Origin of the sequence: Bradyrhizobium commune (assembly GCF_015624505.1) — a bacterium.
GTDB classification, from domain to species: domain Bacteria; phylum Pseudomonadota; class Alphaproteobacteria; order Rhizobiales; family Xanthobacteraceae; genus Bradyrhizobium; species Bradyrhizobium commune.
Window position 1 is genome coordinate 5,649,111 of record NZ_CP061379.1, and the last position, 26,255, is coordinate 5,675,365.

Annotated in this window: 22 protein-coding genes; 8 read left to right on the top strand and 14 right to left on the bottom strand. The window is 65.2% G+C overall.

Translation table 11 applies throughout. The features are described 5' to 3' along the window. Positions 1-65: 65 nt before the first annotated feature. Both ppdK and IC761_RS26590 read right to left on the bottom strand, forming a co-directional pair. Positions 66-2,975: a pyruvate, phosphate dikinase gene (ppdK, locus tag IC761_RS26585; protein WP_195799644.1), complete on the bottom strand. Its 2,910-nt coding sequence runs from the start codon at positions 2,973-2,975 to the stop codon at positions 66-68. Between the two features lie 96 nt (positions 2,976-3,071). Next, on the bottom strand, positions 3,072-3,227 hold the full coding sequence (locus tag IC761_RS26590; RefSeq protein ID WP_195799645.1) for a DUF3096 domain-containing protein: 156 nt from the start codon (positions 3,225-3,227) through the stop codon (positions 3,072-3,074). A gap of 221 nt (positions 3,228-3,448) precedes the next feature. On the opposite strand from IC761_RS26590, the gene IC761_RS26595 reads away from it, so the two are divergent. Continuing rightward, entirely contained in the window at positions 3,449-3,802 is a 354-nt protein-coding gene (locus IC761_RS26595) for a DUF1236 domain-containing protein (RefSeq protein WP_195799646.1), read from the top strand. A gap of 120 nt (positions 3,803-3,922) precedes the next feature. On the opposite strand, the gene glyS is transcribed toward IC761_RS26595, so the two are convergent. From glyS to IC761_RS26625, 6 genes are all read right to left on the bottom strand, one after another. Further along, the gene (gene glyS / locus IC761_RS26600; protein ID WP_195799647.1) at positions 3,923-6,022 is read right to left on the bottom strand and encodes a glycine--tRNA ligase subunit beta; all 2,100 of its coding nucleotides are present in this window, start codon (positions 6,020-6,022) and stop codon (positions 3,923-3,925) included. Then, on the bottom strand, positions 6,022-6,957 hold the full coding sequence (locus IC761_RS26605) for a glycine--tRNA ligase subunit alpha (protein WP_195799648.1): 936 nt from the start codon (positions 6,955-6,957) through the stop codon (positions 6,022-6,024). Before IC761_RS26605 ends, glyS begins: the two co-directional genes overlap by 1 nt. A gap of 190 nt (positions 6,958-7,147) precedes the next feature. Continuing rightward, positions 7,148-7,339, bottom strand: coding sequence for a hypothetical protein (locus IC761_RS26610; RefSeq protein WP_195804779.1), 192 nt, complete (start codon positions 7,337-7,339; stop codon positions 7,148-7,150). A 104-nt stretch (positions 7,340-7,443) separates the two neighbouring features. After that, positions 7,444-8,352, bottom strand: a complete 909-nt coding sequence (locus IC761_RS26615; protein WP_195799649.1) for a S49 family peptidase — start codon at positions 8,350-8,352, stop codon at positions 7,444-7,446. A gap of 216 nt (positions 8,353-8,568) precedes the next feature. After that, on the bottom strand, positions 8,569-9,336 hold the full coding sequence (locus IC761_RS26620) for a tRNA1(Val) (adenine(37)-N6)-methyltransferase (protein WP_195799650.1): 768 nt from the start codon (positions 9,334-9,336) through the stop codon (positions 8,569-8,571). Beyond that, a complete protein-coding gene (locus tag IC761_RS26625) occupies positions 9,329-9,556 on the bottom strand; it encodes a putative signal transducing protein (protein WP_027524291.1) in 228 nt (75 codons plus the stop codon). Before IC761_RS26625 ends, IC761_RS26620 begins: the two co-directional genes overlap by 8 nt. 131 nt (positions 9,557-9,687) lie before the next feature. On the opposite strand from IC761_RS26625, the gene IC761_RS26630 reads away from it, so the two are divergent. The 5 genes from IC761_RS26630 to IC761_RS26650 all read left to right on the top strand — a co-directional run bounded on the left by IC761_RS26630 (position 9,688) and on the right by IC761_RS26650 (position 14,318). Then, the gene (locus IC761_RS26630; RefSeq protein ID WP_195799651.1) at positions 9,688-10,695 is read left to right on the top strand and encodes a polyprenyl synthetase family protein; all 1,008 of its coding nucleotides are present in this window, start codon (positions 9,688-9,690) and stop codon (positions 10,693-10,695) included. Positions 10,696-11,001: 306 nt separating this feature from the next. After that, positions 11,002-11,517, top strand: a complete 516-nt coding sequence (locus tag IC761_RS26635) for a winged helix-turn-helix transcriptional regulator (RefSeq protein ID WP_195799652.1) — start codon at positions 11,002-11,004, stop codon at positions 11,515-11,517. A gap of 1 nt (position 11,518) precedes the next feature. Further along, positions 11,519-12,781 carry a beta-ketoacyl-ACP synthase II gene (fabF, locus tag IC761_RS26640; protein ID WP_195799653.1) on the top strand — a complete coding sequence of 421 codons (1,263 nt, stop codon included), beginning with the start codon at positions 11,519-11,521 and terminating at the stop codon, positions 12,779-12,781. Positions 12,782-12,820: 39 nt separating this feature from the next. Next, the gene (locus IC761_RS26645; protein ID WP_195799654.1) at positions 12,821-13,453 is read left to right on the top strand and encodes a LysE family translocator; all 633 of its coding nucleotides are present in this window, start codon (positions 12,821-12,823) and stop codon (positions 13,451-13,453) included. Next, on the top strand, positions 13,446-14,318 hold the full coding sequence (locus tag IC761_RS26650) for an alpha/beta fold hydrolase (RefSeq protein ID WP_195799655.1): 873 nt from the start codon (positions 13,446-13,448) through the stop codon (positions 14,316-14,318). Before IC761_RS26645 ends, IC761_RS26650 begins: the two co-directional genes overlap by 8 nt. Positions 14,319-14,418: 100 nt before the next feature. On the opposite strand, the gene IC761_RS26655 is transcribed toward IC761_RS26650, so the two are convergent. The 3 genes from IC761_RS26655 to IC761_RS26665 all read right to left on the bottom strand — a co-directional run bounded on the left by IC761_RS26655 (position 14,419) and on the right by IC761_RS26665 (position 19,067). Next, on the bottom strand, positions 14,419-15,303 hold the full coding sequence (locus tag IC761_RS26655; RefSeq protein ID WP_195799656.1) for a 4-(cytidine 5'-diphospho)-2-C-methyl-D-erythritol kinase: 885 nt from the start codon (positions 15,301-15,303) through the stop codon (positions 14,419-14,421). Between the two features lie 25 nt (positions 15,304-15,328). Next, positions 15,329-17,122: a tetratricopeptide repeat protein gene (locus IC761_RS26660; RefSeq protein ID WP_195799657.1), complete on the bottom strand. Its 1,794-nt coding sequence runs from the start codon at positions 17,120-17,122 to the stop codon at positions 15,329-15,331. A 283-nt stretch (positions 17,123-17,405) separates the two neighbouring features. Continuing rightward, complete coding sequence (locus IC761_RS26665) at positions 17,406-19,067, bottom strand: electron transfer flavoprotein-ubiquinone oxidoreductase (protein ID WP_195799658.1); 1,662 nt, start codon at positions 19,065-19,067, stop codon at positions 17,406-17,408. Positions 19,068-19,203: 136 nt separating this feature from the next. Here IC761_RS26665 and IC761_RS26670 point away from each other — a divergent pair, with 136 nt between their 5' ends. Next, entirely contained in the window at positions 19,204-20,010 is an 807-nt protein-coding gene (locus IC761_RS26670) for a uracil-DNA glycosylase (RefSeq protein ID WP_195799659.1), read from the top strand. A 9-nt stretch (positions 20,011-20,019) separates the two neighbouring features. Here the strand turns inward: IC761_RS26670 and IC761_RS26675 are convergent, their stop codons facing one another. The 3 genes from IC761_RS26675 to IC761_RS26685 all read right to left on the bottom strand — a co-directional run bounded on the left by IC761_RS26675 (position 20,020) and on the right by IC761_RS26685 (position 23,643). Continuing rightward, a complete protein-coding gene (locus IC761_RS26675; protein ID WP_195799660.1) occupies positions 20,020-21,528 on the bottom strand; it encodes a glycosyltransferase family 39 protein in 1,509 nt (502 codons plus the stop codon). A 99-nt stretch (positions 21,529-21,627) separates the two neighbouring features. Then, a complete protein-coding gene (gene rnhB / locus IC761_RS26680; RefSeq protein ID WP_195799661.1) occupies positions 21,628-22,398 on the bottom strand; it encodes a ribonuclease HII in 771 nt (256 codons plus the stop codon). Positions 22,399-22,467: 69 nt separating this feature from the next. After that, positions 22,468-23,643, bottom strand: a complete 1,176-nt coding sequence (locus tag IC761_RS26685; protein ID WP_195799662.1) for a PA0069 family radical SAM protein — start codon at positions 23,641-23,643, stop codon at positions 22,468-22,470. A 222-nt stretch (positions 23,644-23,865) separates the two neighbouring features. On the opposite strand from IC761_RS26685, the gene IC761_RS26690 reads away from it, so the two are divergent. Further along, positions 23,866-26,253 (top strand): phosphoketolase family protein, encoded by a 2,388-nt coding sequence (locus IC761_RS26690; RefSeq protein ID WP_195804780.1) that lies wholly within the window; start codon positions 23,866-23,868, stop codon positions 26,251-26,253. Positions 26,254-26,255 lie beyond the last annotated feature (2 nt).

Sequence of the window (26,255 nt, forward strand, 5' to 3'; positions counted from 1 at the left end):
GTCGCGCAAAATAAAAGAGGCGGGGTTTGGCCCCGCCTCTTTTAACTCAATCTCACGCTTCGGCCTTACGCCTGGCTCGCGATCGCCTTGCCGAGTGCGGCTTGGGCTGCGGCAAGACGCGCGATCGGCACGCGATAGGGCGAGCAGGAGACGTAGTCTAGGCCGATGTTGTGGCAGAAGGCGACGGAGGCGGGATCGCCGCCGTGCTCGCCGCAGATGCCGACCTTGAGCTGCGGGCGCGTCTTGCGGCCGCGCGCAACGCCGATCTTGACGAGCTCGCCGACGCCTTCCTGGTCGAGCACGATGAAGGGATCGACCGAGAGGATGCCCTTTGCCACGTAGGGACCGAGGAAGCTCGCCGCGTCGTCGCGGCTGATGCCATAGGTCGTCTGCGTCAGGTCGTTGGTGCCGAACGAGAAGAACTCGGCGCTCTCCGCGATCTCGCCTGCAAGCAGGCAGGCGCGCGGCAGCTCGATCATGGTGCCGACCTGATAGCTGAGTTTTGTATTCGTGTCGCGCATCACGGCCTTCGCGGTGGCGTCGATCCGCGCCTTGACCAGGTCGAGCTCGGCCTTGGTCGCGATCAGCGGCACCATTACCTCGAGACCGACGGCCTTGCCGGTGCGCTTCTCCGCTTCGACGGCAGCCTCGAAGATCGCACGGGCCTGCATCTCGGCGATCTCCGGATAGGCGATCGCGATGCGGCAGCCGCGGAAGCCGAGCATCGGATTGAACTCCGACAGCTCGCGCGCGCGGTCGGCGAGACGCCGCGGGTCGGTGTTCATGGCGCGCGCCACTTCCTCGACCTCGGCATGGGTGTGCGGCAGGAACTCGTGCAGCGGCGGGTCAAGCAGGCGGATCGTGACGGGCAGGCCCTTCATGATCTCGAACAGCTCGACGAAGTCGGCGCGCTGCATCGGCAACAGCTTTGCGAGCGCGGCGCGACGCGATTGCTCGTCCTCGGAGAGGATCATCTCGCGCACCGTGCGGATGCGCGTCTCCTCGAAGAACATGTGCTCGGTGCGGCAGAGGCCGATGCCTTCCGCGCCGAACTTGATCGCGGTGCGGGCGTCGTCCGGCGTATCGCCGTTGACGCGCACGCCGATCTTGCGGACCTGGTCGGCCCAGTTCATCAGCGTGCCGAACTCACCGGAGAGCTCCGGCTCGATCATCGGCATGCGGCCCGACAGCACCTGGCCGAGCGAGCCGTCGATGGTGATGACGTCGCCGGCCTTGAAGGTACGCGAGCCGATGCTCATGGTGCCGCGGCCGTAATCGACGCGGATGGTGCCGCAGCCGGAGACACAGGGCTTGCCCATGCCGCGCGCGACCACGGCGGCGTGCGAGGTCATGCCGCCGCGGGTGGTCAAGATGCCTTCGGCGGCGTGCATGCCGTGGATGTCTTCCGGGCTGGTCTCGATGCGGACCAGGATGACCTTGCGTCCGTCGCCCTGGAGCTTGGCCGCCTCGTCCGAGGAGAACACGATCTCGCCAGAGGCGGCACCGGGCGAAGCCGGGAGGCCGGTTGCGATCACGTCGCGCTTGGCGTTGGGGTCGATGGTCGGGTGCAGCAGCTGATCGAGCGAGGCGGGATCGATCCGCGCCACCGCTTCCTTCTTCGAGATCAGGCCTTCATTGGCGAGCTCGACCGCGATGCGCAGCGCCGCTTTGGCGGTGCGCTTGCCGCCGCGGGTCTGGAGCATCCACAGCTTGCCCTGCTCGACCGTGAACTCCATGTCCTGCATGTCGCGGTAGTGCTTCTCGAGCAGCGTGTAGATCCGCGTCAGCTCCTTGAAGGCCTCCGGCATCGCCGATTCCATCGACGCCTTGTCGGAGCCCGATTCCTTGCGCGCCTCCTCGGTGATGTCCTGCGGCGTGCGGATGCCCGCCACCACGTCCTCGCCCTGCGCGTTGATCAGGAACTCGCCGTAGAGCTTGCTCTCTCCGGTCGAGGGATTGCGGGTAAAGGCAACGCCGGTCGCCGAGGTCTCGCCCATGTTACCGAACACCATCGCCTGCACGTTGACCGCGGTGCCCCAGGACTCCGGGATATCGTGCAGCTTGCGGTAGGTCACCGCGCGCGCGTTCATCCAGGATGAAAACACAGCACCAACCGCGCCCCAGAGCTGATCGTGCGGATCCTGAGGGAAATCCTTGCCGGTCTCGCGCGCGACCGCGTCCTTGTACTTGCCGACCAGTTCGACCCAGTCCTCGGCGGTGAGGTCGGTGTCGAGCGTATAGCCCTGGCTGTCCTTGAAGCTGTCGAGGATTTCCTCGAAGTGATGATGCTCGAAGCCGAGCACCACGTCGGAATACATGGTGATGAAGCGGCGATAACTGTCATAGGCGAAGCGACGGTCGCCCGAGAGTTCCGACAGCGCTTCCACGGTCTCGTCGTTGAGGCCGAGATTGAGCACGGTGTCCATCATGCCCGGCATCGAGGCGCGCGCGCCGGAGCGCACCGAGACGAGCAGCGGGTTCTTGGTGTCGCCGAACACCTTGCCAGTCAACTTGCCGACATAGTCGAGCGCCTTCTCAACCTGCGACTGCAATTCCTTCGGATAGGATTTGTCGTGCGCGTAGAAATAGGTGCAGACCGAGGTCGGGATGGTGAAGCCCGGAGGCACCGGCAGGCCAAGATTGGCCATCTCGGCGAGGTTGGCGCCCTTGCCGCCGAGCAGGTCGCGCATCTCCGCCTTGCCCTCGGCCTTGCCGTCACCGAACGTATGGACCCACTTGCCGGCCTTGACCGGAGCCGGCGCGGCCTTCACCGCGGCTTTGGCCGCAACCTTCGGCGCGGCCGGCTTGGTCGCAGCTTTTGCAACAGGCTTGGCAGCGGGCTTCGCAACCGGCTTGGCGACCGGCTTCGGGGCGCTCTTGGCAAGCGCCTTGCGGGCCGCCGGCGCGGCCTTCGCCTTGGCGGAAGGCTTTGATTTCGCTGGGAGTTTCTTAGGCTTCGAGGCGGCTTTGGCCATAGCTTGCACACAACCTGCGAGAGGAATGGGAAATCGCGCGCCTTACACCACTTTGGACAGGCCCGCGCAAGTCGAACAGTTCCGGAAAATGAAGGCCTAGAGATGGAGCCACTTCAACAATCCGAGCCCGATCGCACCATTGATGATCAGGAAGATCGCAACGATGAAGTTGAGCAGGCGCGGCATGATCAGGATGAGCACCCCCGCCAGCAATGACAGGATCGGCGAGATGTGGGCGACGGTCAGATGCATGAAAAGTCTTCCTGTGACGTGAGGCGAATCGCGGCCGGATCATAGCGGACCGGGTTCCGCGGGTAGAGACGCACTGGGGGCGATGCGAGTTCCCGCCTTCGCGAAAACTGCCCGAAAATGCCGCGTGTGCGGCAGGGCATTTTCCGGAACATCGCGCGCGCCGCAGCATTGGCAACCGGTCGTGCCACCGGCCGGCAGAAATCACTTCGAAGGAGTTGCCCATGCGGAACAGGATTCTCGCTATCGCTGCGCTTGGCGTCGCGATCGGCGCGCCCCTCGCGGCGCAGGCGCAAACCGGCATCACGGTCGGACGAGCGCCCGTCGTCGTCGACAGTGGCCCGACCATTGCGGTGGAACAGCGGCCGGCCTTCCGCGACTATGTGGTCGAACAACGCGTGCCGGCCTTCAGCATTCCGGATCGCGTGGTGGTCGGGTCAACCTTACCCGAGACCGGCATCACCTATTATGACGTGCCGCAACGTTTCGGCGCGACGACCTATCGCTACACCGTCGTGAACGGCGAGACCGTGCTGGTCGAGCCGCGATCGCGCCGCATCGTCGAGGTGATGGACTAGGGAGATTCGACTCGATGTCCGTCGCGTCACATCAGGCTGGCGCGGATAGCTTGTCGCGGACATCAGGCCCCGCCCGGTCTTCCCCCCGCCCGGGCGGGGCATTTTTTGCTTACGACGTGATCAATCCTGGATCTTCGAGAAGTCCGCGACCGCACGCGTGGCGCTGCGAATCTCGTTCAGCAGCTTGAGGCGATTTTCGCGCACCTTCGCATCGTCGTCGTTGACGCGAACTTTTTCGAAGAACGCATCGACCGGCGGACGCAGCTTTGCCATCGCGCTCATCGCGGCAGCAAAGTCCTCCCTGGCGACGGCGGTGCTTGCTTCCGCCTTCACCTCGCCGATCGCCTTCGCCAGCGCCTTCTCCTCAGCCAGGCTGTAGAGCGCAGCATCCGGCGCGCCGTCGAACGTGCGCTTGTCCTTCTTCTCCTCGATCGAGAGAATGTTGCTGGCGCGCTTGGTGCCGGCGAGCAGGTTCTTGCCGTCGTCGGACTCGAGGAATTTTCCCAGCGCCTCGACGCGGCGGACGATCATGAGGAGATCGTCCTGGCCGCCGAGCGCAAACACGGCATCGACGAGGTCGTGTCGCGCACCCTGCTCGCGAAGCTGAACCTTGAGGCGATCGGCGAAGAAGGCGAGGAGGTCACCTGGAAGCTTTTCCGCATCAGCAGGCTTGACTGACAAGCCGGCGAGCGCCGAAGCCGCCACCTTCATGAGCGACAGCCGCAACGCGTTCTCGACAATCAGCCTGATCACACCGAGCGCCGCACGGCGCAGCGCATACGGGTCCTTGCTGCCCGTCGGCTTCTCATCGATGGTCCAGAAGCCAACCAGCGTATCGATCTTGTCGGCAAGTGCGACCACAACGCTGACCGGATCGGTCGGCACGCGATCCGCCGGGCCTTGCGGCTTATAGTGCTCCTCACACGCTGCGGCGACGGAGGCGTCCTCGCCCTGGGCCAGCGCGTAGTACTTACCCATCAGCCCCTGCACCTCGGGGAACTCGCCGACGACCTCCGTCAGCAAATCCGCCTTGGCCAGATGCGCGGCGCGCGTCGCCTTGGCGACATCGGCGCTAACCAGCGGCGCAATCTCGGCGGCCAGACGCTCGATGCGCTTGATGCGCTCCGCCTGCGTGCCGAGCTTCTCGTGGAACACGATCTGCTCGAACTTCGGCAGCCGGTCCTCGAGCCTGGTCTTCAAATCCGTCTCATAGAAGAACTTCGCATCCGACAGGCGCGGACGGATCACGCGTTCGTTGCCCGATACGATGACCTTGCCGCCGTCGGCCGCCTCGATATTGGCGGTGAGAACGAACTTGTTGGTCAGCTTGCCCGTCTTGGGGTCCTTGACGACAAAACACTTCTGGTTGTTGCGGATGGTGGCGCGGATCACCTCGTCCGGGATCGCGAGATACTCTTCTTCGAACGATCCCATCATGACCACGGGCCATTCGACGAGGCCCGACACCTCGTCCAAGAGCACCTGATCCTCAACCAGCTCGAACCCTTGCGCGAACGTCAACTCCTTGGCGTCGGCGAAGATGATGTCCTTGCGCGCCTGCGGATCGAGGATAACTTTTGCAGTCTTCAGCTTCGCTTCGTAGTCTTCAAAACGGCGTACCGAAATCGCGGCTGGCGCCATGAAGCGATGGCCGTAGGTGGTCTGGCCCGTCTCGATGCCGTCGACCTCGAATTTCACGACATCGGGCTCTTCGGTCTCGAGCCCGAAGGTCGCGGTGATCGCGTGCAGTGGACGCACCCAGCTCAGCGAACCCGGCTTTGCCGAGCGCGCGCCCCAGCGCATCGATTTCGGCCAGGGGAAGGTGCGGATGATGACGGGCAGGATTTCCGCGAGCACGTCGATCGCGTCGCGGCCGGCCTTCTCGATCAGCGCGATGTAGAAGTCGCCCTTCGGGTCGCGCTGGATCTTGGCCTCATCCAGCGAATTCAAACCGGTCGCTTTCAGAAAACCCTGCACGGCCGCATCGGGCGCGCCGATCTTCGGACCCTTGCGTTCGGTCTTGAGGTCCGGCTGGCGCGCAGGGATTCCATGCACGGTCAGAGCCAAGCGGCGCGGCGTCGCGAACGCCTTGGCGCCCTCGTAGACGAGGCCTTCGGCGACGAGCTTCTCGGTGACCAGACGACGCAGATCGTCGGCCGCCTTCGCCTGCATGCGCGCGGGGATTTCTTCCGAGAACAGTTCAACAAACAATTCGGGCATCAGGCCGCTCCGCCCGCTTCAGTATGGATCCAGGCCTCGCCGCAGGCTTTTGCCAATTCGCGTACGCGCAGGATGTAGCTCTGCCGCTCGGTCACGGAGATCACACCGCGGGCGTCGAGCAGATTGAAGACATGGCTCGCCTTGATGCACTGGTCGTAGGCCGGCAGCGCCATCAGATGCTCTTTGCGGTTGCCCTCGCGCCAGCCTGCGGCGAGATATTTCCTGCAAGCCGCTTCGGCCATCTTGAACTGCTCGAACAGCATCGCTGTGTCAGCGACTTCAAAATTGTGCCGCGAATACTCCTGCTCTGCTTGCAGGAACACATCGCCATACGTCACCTTGGCATCGCCGTCGCGACCGTTGAAGTTGAGGTCGTAGACGCGATCGACGCCCTGCACATACATCGCGAGACGCTCGAGCCCGTAGGTGAGCTCGCCCGCAACGGGGGCGCATTCGAAGCCTGCGACCTGCTGGAAATAGGTGAACTGGCTGACCTCCATGCCGTCGCACCAGCACTCCCAGCCGAGACCCCAGGCGCCGAGCGTCGGGCTCTCCCAATCGTCCTCGACGAAGCGGATGTCGTGCACGGCGGAATCGATGCCGATCGCGGCCAGCGACTTCAGGTACAATTCCTGAAGGTTCGGCGGCGACGGCTTCATGATCACCTGGAACTGGTAGTAGTGCTGCATCCGGTTCGGATTCTCGCCGTAGCGGCCGTCCTTGGGCCGGCGCGACGGCTGCACATAGGCCGCGTTCCACGGCTTCGGCCCCAGCGCGCGCAGCGTGGTCGCCGGATGGAAGGTGCCCGCACCCATCTCCATGTCGTAGGGCTGGAGGATCACGCAGCCCTGCTCGGCCCAGAACCGCTGGAGCGCGAGGATAAAACCCTGGAACGAGCGTTCCGGGCGCATATGGGCGGGCAATGAGGCGTCCATCGTCAGATCGGGCTCTCGCGGGGGGTTTTGAATCGCGCGGGACCGTATCGACGGCGGGGATGGGAATCAAGGCAAAGGGGGTGGAAACGGACCTGTAGGGTGGGCAAAGGCGCTCTTGCGCCGTGCCCACCATCTTTCCAAGGCTTCGACTGTTGGTGGGCACGCTTTCGCTTTGCGCACCCTCGGCTCGCTAGCCCGGCCGATAGGCTCCAGTCACGGGGTCACGCTTCAGCGTCTGGATATCCCCCATGGAGGCAGCCTCGGCAACGCGCGACAGGCGCATCTCCTCCAGCTCCTGATTGACCCGGAGTGCGGTCTTGTAGGCCCAGCGGACCACGGCAAGCCCGCCCAGGACACCCGCGAATGCGATGAACGGCGGCATCGGTCGATCCTTGTTCAATGCTCAGCCCCCACACGTATTCTCGCGCAGTCCGGGCCGCGCCGCAATTGGCTCGGGCCGGACCAAATGGCGCGGGAGGGCGCCTGCTAGAACCCGAATTTCGCCCAAATCGCGCGGGTTTCGATCGCCGAGATCAGCTCGTCCGGCAGACCTGCCATTGATTCCATGGCCGAAAGCTGGCCCGCGCCGGGCGATCTTCGCCCAAAAACGCCGGATAGCAGGCCGGTCGGCTGCGCGATCACGGGGGTGAGAACCTTCTCTCCATAGCGGGCACGAAGAGTTGAGCGGAGATCGCCGATCCCATCGGCGAGCCCCAGCGCGATCGACGTGTCGCCGGCCCAGTACTCGCCGGTGAACAGGGTGTCGTCGGCCCCCTTGAGCCGCGCGCCGCGGCTCTCCTTCACCAGCGCAATGAAGATCTGGTGGATCTCGCGCTGGAGCGCCTTCAGCTTCGCGACGTCATCGGGGTTTTCGGGCAGGAACGGATCGAGCATCGCCTTGTGCGCGCCGGCGGTGTAGAGCCGCCGCTCGATGCCGAGCCGCTTGATCGCCTCCTGGAAACCGAAGCTGCCGCCGACAACGCCGATCGAGCCGAGGATCGAGGACGGATCGCAGAAGATCTCGTCGCCCGCACAGGCGATCATGTAGCCCCCGGACGCCGCGACGTCCTCGACGAAGACAAGCACCGGCAGCTTCTTCTCCGCTGCGAGCTGCTTGATGCGCAGATAGATCTGGCGCGACTGCACCGGCGAGCCGCCGGGCGAGTTGATCACCAGCGCCACCGCCTTGGCATTGCGGACCGAGAAGGCCCGCTCCAGCACCCGCGCGACACCCGCGAGCGTCATGCCGGGACGTAGCGGCGTCACCGCGCCGATCACGCCGGACAGCCGCACCACCGGCACCACCGCCGTGCCCGGGCGGAAGCGTGCTGGCAGATATTGCATGAGCTTGTCGGCCAGGCCGGAACTTCCTCGATCGTTCAATTGTTCGGCCATGCCGTTACCTCTGATTAACCATTTCTTATCACGCGACTGTCATTGAAAGTGCCTGGAACGTGTTTTGCAGAATCCACGTTTGGAAGCTGCAATAAGGCAGCGGAGGAAACGCCATGAAGATCTACCTGCTGATCCTGCTGATCGGTGCGCTTTTCACGGCGATTCGCTTCACGTCTCCGCAAGAACAGCAGTCGGAATCGCTTCCGCAGTAAGCCGTCACGGCTCCGCCAGCGGCAAGACCGCCCTCCCTTCCAGAATATTCCTCACCTCTTTTTTAGGCACGCTTGACTCATCGTTAAGCATGAGGCCCGGCAACAGTCGCATCGGTGCCCGGCTGCCTTTGATCGCGCGCACCAGCACGCGAATCGCAGGGCTCGCCGCATCGCCATGAACCGGCAGGATCGACACGCTGCCGAAGCCGCGTGACAGCGCTGCCAAAACCTCCGCAACCCCGTCCGCACGCCAGATCAGCGTCAGCACACCGTTCGACCGGAGGATACGCCGCGCTGCATGCACCCAGGCATGCAGCGTTTCCTCCATGGCCACATGCGCGGTGCGGCGCGCCTGATCCGGCGAGCCGCGATGTCGCGCGGCATCGTTGAAGGGCGGGTTCATCATCACGATGTCGGCACTGTCAGGCACGAGCCCGTGTATCGCAAACGCCTGCGCGTCCGCCATGACGTCGAGCACGATGGCTTCGGCGGCAATCGCATTTGCCGCCGCATTGGCGTGCGCGAGCCCTGCAAGCTCCGGATCGATCTCGACCAGCCTGAGCTTGATCCCGGCGACGCGCCGCGCCAACGCCAGCCCGGCCGTGCCGATGCCGGCGCCGAGATCGACCACGCGATCGCCGGGCTGAGCCTGCGTCGCTGCCGCAAGCAGGATGGCGTCGTGCCCGGCACGATGACCGGATCGCTTCTGCTTCAGCAGCAATTGCCCGCCGAGAAAGGCGTCCTCGGTGATATCTGTGACGACGTCAATCATCGCCGCGCAGTTCGTGGCTGAGGCCAGCCTCGGTGAGGAGTTGTCGGGCCTCGCTGGCATCGTCCTCATGGACCAGGATCCGCCGCGGCAAAATGCCGAGCGAGCCCTCGATGATGCTCATGTTCTGATCGAGCACCAGATGATGGATGTTGGCGCCGTCGAGCAGCGCGCCGATTGCCGACACCAGCACCATATCGTTGGTCCGAACCAGTTCACGCACAACACAGGTCTCCTGCCTGAAGGGTCAAAGCGGCAAATGTCAATGGTTCCACAGGTCTTGCCGCACCCGCCTCCAGTTTCTATTGTATTTCCATCAGAATAGCCCTTCCGGGGCAAATATTGGAGACCGGCGTGGCCGTCATCGTACCTTTCGAAACTCCCGGCGCGTCGATCGAAGAGCTGGTGGCCCTTGTCGCTCCTGACATGGAGCGCGTCAACGCCACGATCCTGTCGCGGACCGGCTCGGACGTGACCATGATCCCGGAGGTCGCCAACCACCTGATCTCCTCCGGGGGAAAACGCCTGAGGCCGATGCTGACGCTCGCCATGGCCAACCTCGCCGGCTACACCGGCGACGGCCATATCAAATTGGCTGCCTCTGTCGAGTTCATGCACACCGCCACGCTCCTTCACGACGACGTCGTCGACGAGAGCGAGATGCGCCGCGGCAAGCTGTCGGCGCGGATGCTGTGGGGCAACGAGGCGAGCGTGCTGGTCGGGGACTTCCTGCTCGGCCAGGCGTTCCGCATGATGGTCGAGGTCGGCTCGCTACGCGCGCTCGACATTCTCTCGGCCGCTGCCGCCACCATCGCCGAGGGCGAGGTGATGCAGTTGGCCGCCGCCAAGAATACCGCGACCACCGAGGACGAATATCTCGCCGTGATCCGCGGCAAGACCGCCGAACTGTTCGCGGCAGCCTGCGAGGTCGGCCCCGTCATCGCCAACCGTCCGAAGGCCGAGCAGACCGCCTGCCGCTCGGTCGGCATGAATCTCGGCATCGCCTTCCAGCTCGTCGACGACGTGCTCGACTATGGCGGCAAGAGCGCAAAGCTTGGCAAGAACACCGGCGACGATTTCCGCGAGGGCAAGATCACGCTTCCCGTGGTGCTCGCCTTCCGCCGCGGCAACGACACCGAGCGCACCTTCTGGATCCGCGCGCTGGAGCGCGGCGAGATCGGTGATTCCGATCTCGATCACGCCATCGGGCTGATGAACAAGCACCGTGCGCTCGAGGACACGCTGAGCCGCGCCCAGCACTACGGCGCCATGGCGGTCGATGCGCTCGCGCTGTTCCCGTCCTCGCCGATGAAGAGCGCGCTGGAGCAAGTCGTGGCGTTCTGCCTGGCGCGGTCGCATTAGGTCATCTCGGTGTCGTCACGGCCTAGTGCGCGCGACGACACCGGCGGGGTAGCCGCCGCTGCTCCAACATCGTCATTGCGAGCGCCGCGAAGCAATCCAGAATCCCTCCACGGTAAGATCCTAGATTGCTTCGCTGCGCTCGCAATGACGGAGCAAGGTGCCTCGGCGCCAACCGCCAATTCGCATTCGAACCTCAGCGACAACTTCGTGGTCACCTAGCTCGCCCTCACCGGCTCGCCCCACCAGAGCCAGAAGGCGTCCACCGAGTAACTTGCATTTTGCAAGTCACTGACCTACGTTCCGGCCATGCAGCCCAAATCCCCCTCCATCCTGGAATGCCCGGTCGGCCGCGCCGTGGAGACGGTCGGCGAATGGTGGAGCATTCTGATCCTGCGGGACGCGTTCCAGGGTTCGACGCGGTTCGACGAGTTCTCGCAAAATCTCGGGATCGCGCCGAACATCCTGTCGCGGCGGCTTGCGCACCTCACCAAGAGCGGCATGTTCGTCCGCCGCCGCTATCACGAGCGGCCACCGCGTTACGAATATGTGCTGACCGAGAAAGCGCGGGACTTCTTCCCCGTGATCGCGACGCTGCTCGCCTGGGGCAACAAGCATCTCGCACCGAAGGGCGAAGCGATCGTGCTGGCGAACCGTGGCGATCGCCAACCGTTCGATCCGATCGTCGTCGATGCCACCGACGGGCGTCCGATCACGCTTGCCAATGCCGTGGTGATCGCAGGCCCGCGCGCCAGCCGCGGGATGCGTGCGCGGCTCGCTTCGCTGAAAGCCATGAACCCGGTCGTTGCGCCGGCTGGAGACTGACATGCGTCGTATCGTCGTGACGGGAATGGGCGCGGTGTCGCCGCTCGGCTCTGGTGTCGAATTGTCCTGGCGCCGGCTGCTCGCCGGCCAAAGCGGACTGCGGCCGCTGCCCCAATGGGCACAGGCGCTGCCCGCGCGCATCGCCGGGCTCGTGCCTGACAAGGCCGACGACGCCGAAGGCGGCTTCGACCCCGCGCAGGCCGCAGCGCCAAAAGACCAGCGCAAGATGGACCGCTTCATCCTGTTCGCGCTGCTCGCCACCGCAGAAGCGGTCGCGCAGGCCGGATGGGCGCCGCAGGACGCAACCGCGCAGGAGCGGACCGCGACGATCATCGCCTCCGGCGTCGGCGGCTTCCCGGCGATGGCGGAAGCGGTGCGCATCACCGAGCAGCGCGGCGCGCGCCGCCTCTCGCCTTTCACGATCCCCTCGTTCCTGGCCAATCTTGCCGCCGGCCATGTCTCGATCAAATACGGCTACAAGGGCGCGCTGGGCACACCGGTCACCGCCTGCGCCGCCGGCGTCCAGGCGATCGGCGATGCCGCGCGCATGATCCGCGCCGGCGAGGCCGACGTCGCGATCTGCGGCGGCGCGGAGGCCTGCATCGACATCGTCAGCCTCGGCGGCTTTGCCGCGGCGCGCGCGCTGTCGAGCAGCTTCAACGAGGAGCCCACGCGTGCCTCACGCCCGTTCGATCGCGACCGCGACGGTTTCGTCATGGGCGAAGGCGCCGGCATTCTGGTGGTCGAGGAACTGGAACATGCGCTCGCGCGCGGCGCCGCGCCGATCGCGGAGATCGTCGGCTACGGCACGACGGCAGACGCCTATCACATGACGTCGGGCCCGCCCGACGGCGACGGTGCCCGCCGCGCCATGGAGATTGCGCTGTGCCAGGCACGCCTCGCACCCGCCGATGTGCAGCATTTGAACGCGCATGCGACGTCGACGCCAGCTGGCGACGAGAGCGAGCTTGGCGCCATCAGCGCGCTCTTCGGCCGCAACAACAGCATCGCGGTGAGCGCGACCAAATCGGCCACCGGCCATCTGCTCGGCGCCGCCGGCGGCCTCGAGGCGATCTTCACGGTGCTGGCCTTGCGCGACCAGATCGCGCCGCCGACGCTCAATTTCGAAAACCCCGATCCGGGCGCTGATGGCATCGACATCGTCTCGGGCGCGGCACGGCCGATGCCGATGCTCAACGCCATCTCCAACGGCTTTGGTTTCGGCGGGGTGAACGCCAGCGCGATCTTCCGCCGGATCACCTAGAGGGCTTGCAATCACGCCGGGCCTCGCTACCAAAGCAGGATGACCGAATCCAGTTTCTGGCTGTTCCTGGCCGCAGCTTTTCTTATTGCCGCCGTTCCCGGCCCCGGCATCTTCTACGTCGCAGCGCGGACCTTGTCGGCGGGACGCGCGAGCGGCTTTGCATCGACCGCGGGTACGGCGCTGGGCGGGCTGGTTCATGTGGTTGCCGGCAGCCTCGGCATCTCCGCGATCATTCTGGCGAGCGCAGAACTGTTTTCCGCCGTCAAATTCGTCGGCGCGCTCTATCTGGTCTGGCTCGGCATCAAGACTTTTCGTGGCGCCGGCCGAGCGCCGTCGCTCAACAGCGAGCCCGTTGGCGACACGCGCGCCTTCCGTGACGGCGTGCTGGTCGAGGCGCTGAATCCGAAGACCGCCGCGTTCTTCCTCGCCTTCATTCCGCAGTTTCTCGATCCCACGGGATCGAACCCCTCGCTGCAATTCATCGTGCTTGGTGCGATCTCCGTGGCGCTGAACACGCTCGCTGATGTCGTCGTGGTGCTGATGGCGTCAGCGACACGCACGCAGCTGATCGGACGGCCGCAACTGATGCGGCGCCTCACCCAAGGCTCCGGCGTCTTCATCGCGGGCCTTGGCCTCTCGCTCGCGCTGGCGCGGCGGCCGGCAAATGGCTAGCCGTCCGCAGAGCCGCTTCTACGAATCCCACGGCCTGCGGCTGCATTATGCCGACTGGGGCAACGATGGCGCGCCACCACTCATCCTGATCCATGGCGGTCGCGATCATTGCCGGAGCTGGGACGCGATTGCGCGCGCGTTGCAGCCGCATTTTCACGTGATCGCGCCCGATCTGCGCGGGCACGGCGATTCCGACTGGACCCGCGGCGGCAGCTACGCGCTGACGGAATATGTCTACGATCTCGCACAACTCGTCCGCGTTATCGCGGCACCTCAAGTCACTCTGATCGGTCATTCGATGGGCGGCATGGTGAGCCTGATCTTTTCGGGGTCGTTCCCGGAGCAGGTCGCGAAGCTGGTGGTGCTCGACGGTGTGACAATGTTGCCAGATGCGCCGAAGGCGCCAACGCACGAGCGCATCGCCAAATGGATCGGCCAGCTCGACAAGCTGCACGACCGCACGCCGCGCCGCTATTCGACCATCGCGGCCGCAGCCGCGCAGATGGTGCTTCACAACAAGCGACTGTCCCGCGATCTCGCGCTGCACCTTGCCACACATGGAGCGCGGCAGAACGCGGATGGCACCTATAGCTGGAAGTTCGATCCCTACCAGCGTGCCTCCGCACCGCACCGGCTGTGGTCGGACGATCACGTCGCGCTGTGGTCGCGCATCACCTGCCCGACGCTGCTGCTCAATGCCGGCGAAAGCTTTCTTGCGGATGCGAGGGCGGCGGGACTCGATCGCTATTTTCCGCAGGCCCGTGTCGAGATGATTGCCGGCGCCGGACATTGGTTGCAGCATGACAAGCCGCAAGAGGTGTTGGCTGAGATCCGAAAATTTCTCGGGCTGGCCGAGCCATCATAGGGTGGGCAAAGGCGCTCTTGCGCCGTGCCCGCCATCCATCCGGATTGCGCGACGACGATGGTGGGCACGCTTCGCTTTGCCCACCCTACGGCAGTCGGGCTCAACTAAGCGTCCCCGCATGCACCCACCAACCGGGATGATCCCGGCGGATTCTTTCCGCGGCGGCATGCGTCTCTGTCGGCGCGCCGAAGATCGCAAAGCAGGTCGCGCCGGAGCCGGACATGCGGGCGAGCTTGACGCCGGCCGCATCGCGCAAGGCGTCCAGCACCTCGCCGATCACAGGCTCGATGCGCATCGCAGGCGCCTCGAGGTCGTTGGGCACGGTTTCGAGAACTTCGACCCAGTCGGCGATCGACCCGCCCTCTTCCGGCCAGGCTGGGGCCTCGAGCACATCGGTGGCACCAACCAGAAGCTCGCCATTGCGCAGGCCCAGCGCCTGGAACACGTCCTTGGTCGCGACAGGCACGCGTGGATTGACCATGACGCAGGGCATGCTCGGCAGTGCCAGCGGCAACAGCTGCTCGCCGACGCCGGTCATGTCGCAGGCGCGCGAGAACACACACACCGGCACGTCAGCGCCGGTCGCGAGCGCGACCTCTTGCAGCCGGGGATCATCGAGCGACAAATTGTTGAGACGCGCCAAGAGCCGCAGCGCCGCGGCCGCATCGGCCGAGCCGCCGCCAATGCCGGCTGCGACCGGGAGTACCTTGTCTAGCGCGAAGGCGCCGAGCTTCAGGTTCGGCACGGCTTCGGCCAGAAGCTTGGCCGCCTTGAACACGAGATTGTCGGAGGCATCGCCGCAGGCCGCGGCGAGCGGGCCAGTGGTGGTGAGCTTCAGCTCGCCACCCGGCTCCAGCGTCAGCCGGTCGGCGCAGTCGGCAAACGCGACCACGCTTTCGAGATCATGATAGCCGTCGGCACGACGGCCGACCACGCGAAGGCTCAGATTGACCTTCGCGCGCCCCTCTTCAATCAACGCCGGCATTGGCGATCAACCCCCACACGCACCCTTAGCCGCCCTTGCCGTCGTCCTTCTTCTCGACCTGCGCCGCGGGCGCGTTCGAGTTGTCGTCGGTCATGCCGTTGGCGATCTTGGCCTCGATCTTCGGCAGATCGTCCGGCTCGGGCTTGAGATCGCGGGCGTGCGCCCACTGGAATTTGGCTTCCAGGGTGCGGCCGACACGCCAATAGGCGTCGCCGAGATGGTCGTTGATGGTGGGATCCTCTGGCTTGAGGTCGATCGCGCGCTCGAGGTTCTTCACCGCTTCCTCGTAATTGCCGATGCGGTAATAGGCCCAGCCGAGGGAGTCGACGATGTAGCCGTCGTCGGGACGCTGCTCGACGGCGCGCTTGATCATCTTCATGCCTTCGTCGAGGTTCACGCCCTGGTCGATCCAGGAATAGCCGAGATAGTTGAGGACATGCGGCTGGTCGGGCTGGAGCTCGAGCGCCTTCTTCATGTCGGCTTCGGCCTTGCCCCACTGCTTGGAGCGCTCCTCGCAGATGCCGCGATAGTAGTACCAGACGCTGTTGGCCTTGTCGTTGCCGGCCGGCAGCGCGTCGATGCCCTGCGAATAGGTCGCGCCGCAATCGCCGAACTTCTTGCGGCCGCGCTCGAGATTGCCGAGCGCCATGATGGCTTCGAGATCCTTCGGATCTTCGCTCACCACACCCTTGAGGATCTTGATCGCCTCGTCGGTGCGGTCGGCGGAATCGAGATCGACGGCGAGCTGAATCTGGGCGTTGCGCTTGAGCGGTGAGGTCGAAGGCACGCGCTCATAGACCTTGATCGCCATCTGCGGCCGCTTCACCGATTCATAGAGGTCGGCGAGCGAGAGCAGCGCCAGCGGATGGCTGGGCTGGAGGTAGAGCGAGAGCTGGAGATAGACCAGCGCAAGATCCTCGCCACCGCGGCGGGTCAGCGTGGCGCCGATGCCGTAGAGCGCCTCGGCTGCACCGGCCTGCGCGGAATCGACGAGCGGCGGCATTTTCTTGCCAGCCTTGGTCTCGCGCAGGCCTTCCACGATCAGCGGATGACGGGCGAGCTTCTTGTCGAAGGCCTCGTAGACCGCGGTCGCGGACGCCGCATCCTTGTTGCGCGACAGCCAGCGGCCATACGCCTCGGTGATGCGCAGCATGGAATCGTCGAGCTTGTAGGCGCGTTCGAAGCGGACGCCTGCGTCCTTTTCCTTGCCGGAGAGCTCGAGGATCATGCCGGCGTGGAGATCCTTGAACAACGGATACCATTCGGGACCGGCGAGCTTGTCGATGGTAGCGACGGCACCCTTGGCGTCGCCGGCGCCGTAGGCGGCCCAGCCGGACAACAGTGTTGCGACCAGATCGGTGATCGGGCCACGGATCGACTGGTTGATGTTGCTCTGCGCGCTCGGATACTTCTTCAGCTTCAGATCATGCACGCCGACGACGAGGCGCGCGACGCGGTTGGTCTTGTCGATGGTGAGGATGCGCTCGGCGAGCTTGACGGCTTCGTCGATGTCGCCTTCGGCGACCGAGGAGATGAAGGCGCGGTCGAGCAGCTCGTTGTTCTTGGGATCGGTGCGCAGCGCGGAGCGGTAGAAGGCGGCGGCGGAGGCCGCGTCGCGCTCGACGCTGGCATGGCGGGCCGCGAGATAGCTGCCGGCGGTGGTGAGCGATTTCAGATCGTTTCGGGTCGGAAACTGCGCCGCCGTGTCGGCCGGATGATCCGGCGTCTGCGCCAGCACCGCGCCGGGGATCGCCACGATCGCAGAACCAGCAATGGCGATGGCAGCAGCAGTCCAGCGGTTGAAACGATTTGAAAACATCAGGGCTCGCCTTGAGTTGGTAGTGCCTGGGTCTAGAGCAAAAGGCCGTCTCGCATGCGAACGCGGCCGGCGACATCGGGACCGGAACCGTCAGGTCCGGACAATGCCGCTTTTGGCGCTTCACCGCAAGGATTCGGACCGCGCGATCCCCTCCGCACGCCCCAAATCGGCCAAGTGACCGTCAAGAGCGCCCCAAGATGGCCTTATCGTGGCCGCGGCCCGTCGCCGCGCCCCCGTTCTCACGCGAACGTGCGCTATGTCACTTTCGTGACGTGACGCGCCGCTACATCGCCTCGTAATTCGGACCGCCGCCGCCCTCCGGGGGAACCCAGGTGATGTTGCCGTTGGGGTCCTTCACGTCGCAGGTTTTGCAGTGGACGCAGTTCTGGGCGTTGATCTGGTAGCGCGGGCTCGCGCCCTCCTCCACCCATTCATAGACGCCGGCCGGGCAATAGCGATTCGAGGGACCGGCGAAGACATCGTGCTCCGACGTCTTCTGGAGGTTCATGTCCGCCACCCGGAGATGGATCGGCTGATCTTCCTCATGATTGGTGTTGGACAGGAACACTGACGACAGCTTGTCGAAGGAGATCTTGCCGTCCGGCTTCGGGTAGTTCTTCGGCGCGTGGCTCTTGGCCGGATCGAGCGTGGAGCGATCGGGCTTGGCATGCGACTGCGTACCGAACAGTGAAGTCCCGAACAGCGTATTGAACCACATGTCGAAGCCGCCGAGGGCCACGCCGAGCACGGTACCGAACTTCGACCACAACGGCTTGACGTTGCGGACCAGGAACAAATCCTTCCCGACCGGCGAGGATCGCCAGGCGTTCTCGTAGTCGATGAGTTCGTCATTGGCGCGATCGGCCGCGAGTGCGGCCGCAACATGCTCGGCCGCGAGCATGCCGGTGCCCATTGCGTTGTGCACGCCCTTGATGCGGGGCACGTTGACGAATCCGGCCGCGCAGCCGATCAGCGCGCCGCCGGGGAAGCTCAGCTTCGGCACCGACTGATAGCCGCCCTCGGTGATGGCGCGCGCGCCATAGGCGAGCCGCTTGGCGCCTTCGAAGGTGCCGCGGATCGAGGGATGGGTCTTGAAGCGCTGGAACTCGTCGAACGGCGACAGATAGGGATCGTCGTAGTTCAGATGCACGACGAAGCCGACAGCGACGAGATTGTCGTCGTAATGATAGAGAAACGAGCCGCCGCCGGTCTTCAGGTCGAGTGGCCAGCCGAACGAATGCTGGATCATGCCCTTCTGATGTTTGGCGGGATCGATCTGCCAGACCTCTTTGAGGCCAATGCCGAACTTCGCCGGCTCGCTGTTGGCGTCGAGCGAAAACTTCGCGATCAGCTGCTTGGTCAGGCTGCCGCGCGCGCCTTCGGCGAACAGCGTATACTTGCCGAGCAATTCCATGCCGCGGGTGAAAGAATCCTTCGGCTTGCCGTCGCGACCGACGCCCATATCGCCGGTGGCGATGCCCTTGACCTTGCCTTCGTCGTCATAGAGCACTTCGGCTGCGGCAAAGCCCGGATAGATCTCGACGCCGAGCGCTTCCGCCTTGCGCGCCAGCCAGCGGCAGACATTGCCGAGCGAGCCGATATAGCAGTGATGGTTGTCCATCAGCGGCGGCATCATGAAGCCCGGCAGCTTGATCGCGCCGCCGGCCGTCATCCAGTAGAAGCGGTCGTCCTTGACCTGCGTCTTCAGCGGACAATCGGAATCCTCGCGCCAGTCCGGGATCAGCTTGTCGAGCCCGGCCGGGTCGATCACCGCGCCGGAGAGGATGTGCGCACCGACCTCGGAGCCCTTCTCCACCACGACGACGTTGAGATCGGCATTGATCTGCTTCAGCCGGATCGCGGCCGACAGGCCCGAGGGGCCGGCGCCGACGATGACGACGTCGAATTCCATGGATTCGCGCGGGGGAAGTTCTTCGGTGCTCATCTGATCTCAGCCCTTGAGACGGTTCCTTGTCATTTGCGCCCCCTTGTTTCCGATTTTTCCGGATAGGACAACCACGGAAATGCGTTCCGCTGGGATGCAAGGGGCCTTAAGATGAACTAATAGATTGACGTTCCAAATGATCCCCGAGCCCGCACCCACCGTCCAAGAGCTGCTCGCCTTCTATCTGGAGGCGGGTGTCGACTGCGCGCTCGCAGAGGAGCCGATAGACCGCCTGGCGGAAATGGATGCTCCGCCGCCGGCCCCCCGTGCCCCGCCACCGATCGAGGCACCGCGGCCCGTCGCCGCGCCCGCGGTGATGCGCGGCGAGACCGCACCGGCGCCGGACGTCGCGATCGCCTCGGCGCGCGAGGCCGCGCGCACCGCACCGACGCTCGAGGCCCTGCGCGAACTGATGCAAGGCTTCGAGGGCTGCGCGCTGAAACACACCGCGACGCGGCTGGTGTTCGCCGACGGCAATCCGCAGGCGCGCATCATGTTCGTCGGCGAGGCGCCGGGTCGCGATGAGGACATCGAGGGGCTGCCGTTCGTCGGGCGCAGCGGCAAGCTGCTCGATCTGATGATCGGCGCGATCGGCCTCAACCGCACCACCGCCTATATCACCAATGTCATTCCCTGGCGGCCGCCCGGCAACCGCACGCCGACGCCGCAGGAGACGCAAATCTGCCTGCCCTTCATCCAGCGCCATATCGAGCTGGTGAATCCCGACGTGCTGGTGACGCTCGGCAATCCCTCGACGCAGACCCTGCTCTCGACCCGCGAAGGCATCATGCGCACGCGCGGGCGCTGGTTCGATTACGATACGGGTCGCCGCAGCATCCGCGCACTGCCGACGTTCCATCCGGCCTATCTGCTGCGCTCACCGTCGTACAAGCGGCTGGCGTGGCTGGATCTGCGGTCGATCGCGAAGGTGCTGGCGGGATAGGACGTCCGCCTACGTCCCCTTCGGCCGCACGATGGCCCAGCCGATGCGCAGGAGCGGCTGGCGTCCGGTCACCAGCCATTCGAAGGCGCGCGGCACTTCCGGCACGATGTCCGGGAAGCGCTTCAGGATGTCGGGCGGCGGGGTGCCCGCGGTGTCGGAGGCACGCCAGACCACCACGCCGCCGGTCTCGTTGAACTTGGCTTGATTCATCCATGGCGTGCGCGCGGGCTCGGCGTCGATGAAGAGATGCGGCCGGCCGGAATGCAATGCGATCAAGCTCGCAAGCTGGGTCTCGCCGGCGACCGCCCGCAGGCGGTGATTGGTGCGGCGGGCGAAGCTGTCGTCGAAGAAGTCGGAGATCGCGTGCGCAGGCATCGAGGTCGCGATCTCGCCGGTGCCGCTCCAGGGCAGGAACAGAACCGCCAGCACGACGCCGGCCGCCGGCGCCACCACGGCGGCGGCCCACACCACGCGCAGCATCCGGCCTCGCCGCATCGCGATGAGATCGCCGGCCGCTACGACCACGGCAAGCCCGGACATCACCAGCACGACGCCGGCGCCGCCGACGACGGCATCGAACCCGAACAGGCCGGAGATCAGGACGGCGCCGAGCGCCGGCGCCAGCGCAAAGAAATAGACGAAGTTTTGCGCCAGCGGCTCGACCGGCGGCCGGTAGATGATCGGCGCGTCATCGCTCTTGCCGGCGAACAGGCCGGTGTTAAGGAAGGTCAGCACCGGGATCGCGGCCGCGCCAAGCATGAGCCCGCCGAGCAGCCAGCCTGCGTGAAAGGCGCGGGCGTTCAGCTCCGCGAGCTGCGGCAAGGCCGGCGGCACCAGCGTCTCGGCGCGCATCAGCCAGACCGCATAGGGCAGCGCCAGCACGGCGACGACGATCAGCGCGAACAGCGGATCGAGCGCGCGCAGCGTCCTTCGACCGCCGGCGGTTGCAAGCGCGAAGACGACGAGCAGCACGAGGAGAAAGATCGCCGCAGGCGTGGTCAGCAGCAACAGGCCCGCCTCGATCGACCAGGCGAACCAGGCATTGCCGCGGCGCTGGCCGATGATCTGCCAGGAATGCAGCAGAAGCAGCGCCCAGAGCGGCCGTGCCAGCACCAGCGGGCCGAAGTCGAGCGCGGGCGAGGAGAAGGCCAGCACCGTCATGGTCAGCAGCACGGCCAGCACCGCCTGCTGGGCGCCGACCACGGCACGGGACAAATGATAGAGCGTGATGAAGGTCGCGATCTCGCAGAGCTCGGCGAGCAGATAGACGCCGAACACGTGGCCACCGACAGCGCGATAGGCGATGTCGGCGAGCCAGATCGGCAAGGGCGGGCCGAGATCGGTGCCGACCTGATATTCGCGGCCGAACGCCAGCAGGGTCGCGAGGTTGCCGGGCGGGCTGCGGTAGAACAGCAGCGCCACGAACAGCCACATCGCCGCCTGCAACAGCACCGCGATCCACACGATCAGCCGCGGCCGGGCGCGAATGAGCTCGATGACCAGGGAGGTAAACCGCATGCAACGCCCGCAAGATGCAGCCAACCCGTCCAGCCGGCCCTATTCGCTCAGGAGTGTTTTGATAAAGGGCGTCGTGCGTCGTGGCAACGACAGTCTGCGCTAGGGGCCCGCCGAAGCTTCGATTTCGACAGCCGCTTCCACGCTGACCTCGACGTCCGTTGCCGAAAACAAGTCTGGCACCGGCTCGACGGTCCAGGGCATGTGCTTGGCGCGTGCCGCCGCGACCGGAGCGAAAAAGCTGCGGTGGTGGATGGTGGGGCCGAGGCGGTTCAGCGCGTCGAGATGCTCGGGCACGCCATAGCCCTTGTGCTGCTCGAAGCCGTAGCCGGGGCAATCCTGCGCCAGCGCGCACATCAGCCGGTCGCGCGTCACCTTGGCGACGATGGAGGCTGCGGCAATCGACAGCACGATGCCGTCGCCGCCGATCACGGCCTCGCAGTCGCAAGCCGTATCGAGCCGGTCGCGGCCGTCGACGAAGACATGGCGCGGCGTCTCGGGCAGCGCGACCACGGCACGCTTCAGCGCCCACAGCGAGGCACGGAGGATGTTGTCGCGGTCGATGCGGGCGATTGAGGCGACGGCGACCGAGACCTGCGCGGTGGCGCAGATCCTGTCGAACAGTCTTTCGCGCTCCTCCGCGGTCAGCCGCTTGGAATCGTCGATGCCGCGCGGAATGCGGTCGGGATCGAGAATCACCGCGGCCGCCACCACGGGACCTGCGAGCGGCCCGCGGCCGGCCTCGTCGCAGCCCGCGACCGGCCAGATGCCGCGCTTGATCAGCGCGCGCTCGCGGCGAAAGCTCGCCTTCGCGGGCGTGGCCTTCTTGGCAACGTCCTCGGTCGGCTTTTTGACGGACTTGTCCCGAATCATGGCCGGGATCGTGCGCAAGCAGCTCCGCTCGCGCAACCGGGAACCCAGCACAATTCCCGTTATTCAAACTCAGAACAGGCTGAGCTGATCGCCGGCCGGCTTGGGCCTGGCAAAATGATCGGTCGTCAGCTTCGCGCGGCGCTTGTTGAGGCCGAGCCTGTCGCAGGCGATCTCGAAGCGGCGGCCGATGGTCCAGGCCATCGGTCCGGTGCCCTTCATCCGCTCGCCCCATTTCGCATCGTAGTCGCGGCCGCCGCGCATGTCGCGGATCAGGGTGAAGACGTGGCGATAGCGGTCCGGATAGTTCGCCATCAGCCATTCGCGGAAGAGATCGCGGACCTCCAGCGGCAGCCGCAGCAGCACGTAGGAGGCCTCCTTGACGCCGGCATGGGCGGCCGCATCGAGAATGCGCTCGATCTCGGAATCGTTCAGCGCGGGGATCACCGGCGCGACCATCACGGTGGTCGGAATGCCGGCGTCCGAGAGCTGCTTCAGCGCCTCCAGCCGCTTCGGCGGCGTGGACGCGCGCGGCTCCATGGTGCGCGCCAGTTTCGGATCGAGCGAGGTGACCGAGATCGCGACCTTGGCGAGGTTGCGCTTGGCCATGCGCGACAGAATGTCGATGTCGCGCACCACCAGCGCCGATTTGGTCACGATGCCGACGGGATGGCCGGCACGCTCCAGCACCTCCAGAATGCCGCGCATGATCTTGCGCTCGCGCTCGATCGGCTGATAGGGATCGGTGTTGGTGCCGATCGCGATCATCCGCGGCTCATAGCCTGCGGCCGCGAGCTCCTTTTCGAGCAGCGAAGGCGCCTCGGGCTTGACGAACAGTTTCGACTCGAAGTCAAGCCCCGGCGACAGGCCGAGATAGGCGTGCGTCGGCCGCGCGAAGCAATAGACGCAGCCATGCTCGCAGCCGCGATAGGGGTTGATCGAGCGATCGAAGCCGATGTCAGGGGATTCGTTGCGGGTGATCACCTTGCGCGCGGTGTCGACCGCGACGGTGGTCTTGAACGGCGGCAGGTCGTCCAGACTTTGCCAGCCGTCGTCGAAGGCGACGCGCGCCTCGGCCTCATAACGGCCGCTGGCATTGGACTGGGCGCCCCGCCCTCGCCTGCGCTGGCGGTCGATGGCGACCGCCAGTTCGGGAAAGTCGGCGGGCATAGCGGAAGGCGCACCCGCCGGCTCGGAGGGCGCCGTGACCGGCGGGTGCTTGAGAACGCGAGAGGATGCTGGACTCATGAAGCCAAGATAGCACGCACACAGAACAAATCAAGAACACAAACAAAAAACGCGAAAACAACCCCATGCACAGTAGCGCTGCCCAAACTTCGCGCGCGCACCTTTGACCTCCCGCAACATCGCGTGGCCGCGATCCCGTTTGATGGCGAGCAGGATCAATTTTGGGATCGATCTCCCCGGAACAAGGTTGATCACGATCGCTGGGTGGAGGTCTCCATGAGTATGACAAATCAACAACAATCGACCCCAGCGAGCAGAGAACTCGATCTCCTGGACCGCTACTGGCGCGCCGCCAACTACCTCTCCGTCGGGCAGATCTATCTGCTCGACAACCCGCTGCTGCGCGAGCCGTTGCGGCCCGACCACATCAAGCCGCGCCTGCTCGGCCATTGGGGCACGACGCCCGGGCTGAACTTCATCTACGCCCATCTCAACCGCGTCATCCGCGCACTGGATCTCAGCATGCTCTATGTCTGCGGTCCCGGCCATGGCGGCCCGGGCATGGTCGCCAACACCTATCTGGAAGGCAGCTACAGCGAGATCTATCCGGATATCGGGCGCGATACGGACGGATTGCGAAAACTGTTCAGGCAGTTCTCCTTCCCCGGTGGCATTCCGAGCCACGCTGCGCCGGAAACGCCCGGCTCGATCCACGAGGGCGGCGAGCTCGGCTACGCGCTGGTGCATGCCTATGGTGCCGCGCTCGACAATCCCGATTTGATCGTCGCCTGCGTCGTCGGCGACGGCGAGGCCGAGACTGGCCCGCTCGCGGCCTCCTGGCACTCCAACAAGTTCCTCAACCCGGCCCATGACGGCGCGGTGCTGCCGATCCTGCATCTCAACGGCTACAAGATCGCAAATCCGACCGTGCTCGGGCGAATGCCCGACAGCGATATCCGCGATCTCTTCCGCGGGCTCGGCCACGAGCCGCTATTCGTCGAAGGCGACGATCCCAAGCTGATGCACCAGGCCATGGCCGATGCGCTCGATGTCGCAATCGCCAGCATCCACTCGATCCAGCGCTACGCCCGCGACGGACGCAACAGCGTCGAACGGCCGCGTTGGCCGATGATCGTGCTGCGCAGCCCGAAGGGCTGGACCGGCCCCAAGGAAGTCGATGGCAAGAAGGTCGAAGGTTTTTGGCGTGCGCACCAGGTGCCGGTTGCGAGCTGCCGCGAAAATCCCGCGCATCTGAAGATTCTCGAAGACTGGATGCGCAGCTACGAGCCCGAGGAGCTTTTCGATGCCAATGGCGCGCTGATTACCGAGCTTCAGGCACTCGCGCCCGAAGGCAACCGCCGCATGGGCGCCAATCCGCACGCCAATGGCGGCCTGTTGAAGAAGGAGCTGAAGCTGCCGGACTTCCGCAGTTTTGCGCTCGACGTGCCGCAGCCCGGCGCCGTCACCGGAGAAGCGACCCGCGAGCTCGGCAAATTCCTGCGCGACGTCATCCGCCTCAACGCACAAGAGCGCAACTTCCGCATCATGGGGCCGGACGAGACGGCGTCAAACCGGCTCGATGCCGTGTTCGAGGTCACCGAACGAGCCTGGATGGAGCCGATCGAATCCTACGACGTGCACCTCGCCCAGGATGGCCGCGTGATGGAAGTCCTGAGCGAGCATCTCTGCCAGGGCTGGCTCGAAGGCTATCTGCTCACGGGACGACACGGCTTCTTCTCCTGCTACGAGGCCTTCATCCACATCGTGGATTCCATGTTCAACCAGCACGCCAAATGGCTGAAGGTGACACGGCACCTCGCCTGGCGGCGCCCGATCGCCTCGCTCAATTATCTCCTGACCTCGCATGTCTGGCGGCAGGACCATAACGGCTTCAGCCATCAGGATCCCGGCTTCGTCGATCTCGTCGCCAACAAGAAGGCCGACATCGTCCGCATCTATTTCCCGCCGGATGCCAACACGCTGCTGTGGATCGCCGACCATTGCCTCCGGACCTACGACCGCATCAACGTCATCGTCGCCGGCAAGCAGCCGGCGCCGCAATGGCTGTCGATGCAGGACGCCGCCACGCATTGCGATGCCGGCATCGGCATCTGGACATGGGCTGGCAACGAGGACGCGGGCCACGAGCCTGACGTCGTGATGGCCTGCGCCGGCGACGTGCCGACCCTGGAAGCGCTCGCCGCCGTCGATCTCCTGCGCAAGGCGCTGCCGGATTTGAAGATCCGCGTCGTCAATGTTGTCGACCTGATGACGCTGCAACCCAAGGAGCAGCATCCGCACGGTCTTTCCGATCGCGACTTCGACAGCCTGTTCACGCGCGACAGACCGGTGATCTTCGCCTATCACGGCTATCCCTATTTGATCCACCGGCTGACCTATAACCGCACAAATCATGCCGGAATGCATGTGCGCGGCTTTGCCGAGGAAGGCACCACGACGACGCCGTTCGACATGGTCGTGCTCAACGAGCTCGACCGCTATCACCTCGCGATCGAGGCGATCGATCGCGTGCCGGGGCTTGCGACCAGGGCCGCCCCCGTGAAGCAGCAATTCCGCGACAAGCTGATCGAGCACGCGGCTTACGTGCGCGAGCACGGCGAGGACATGCCCGTGATCCGCGACTGGGTCTGGCCGGGCAAGGCGGGTTGAGC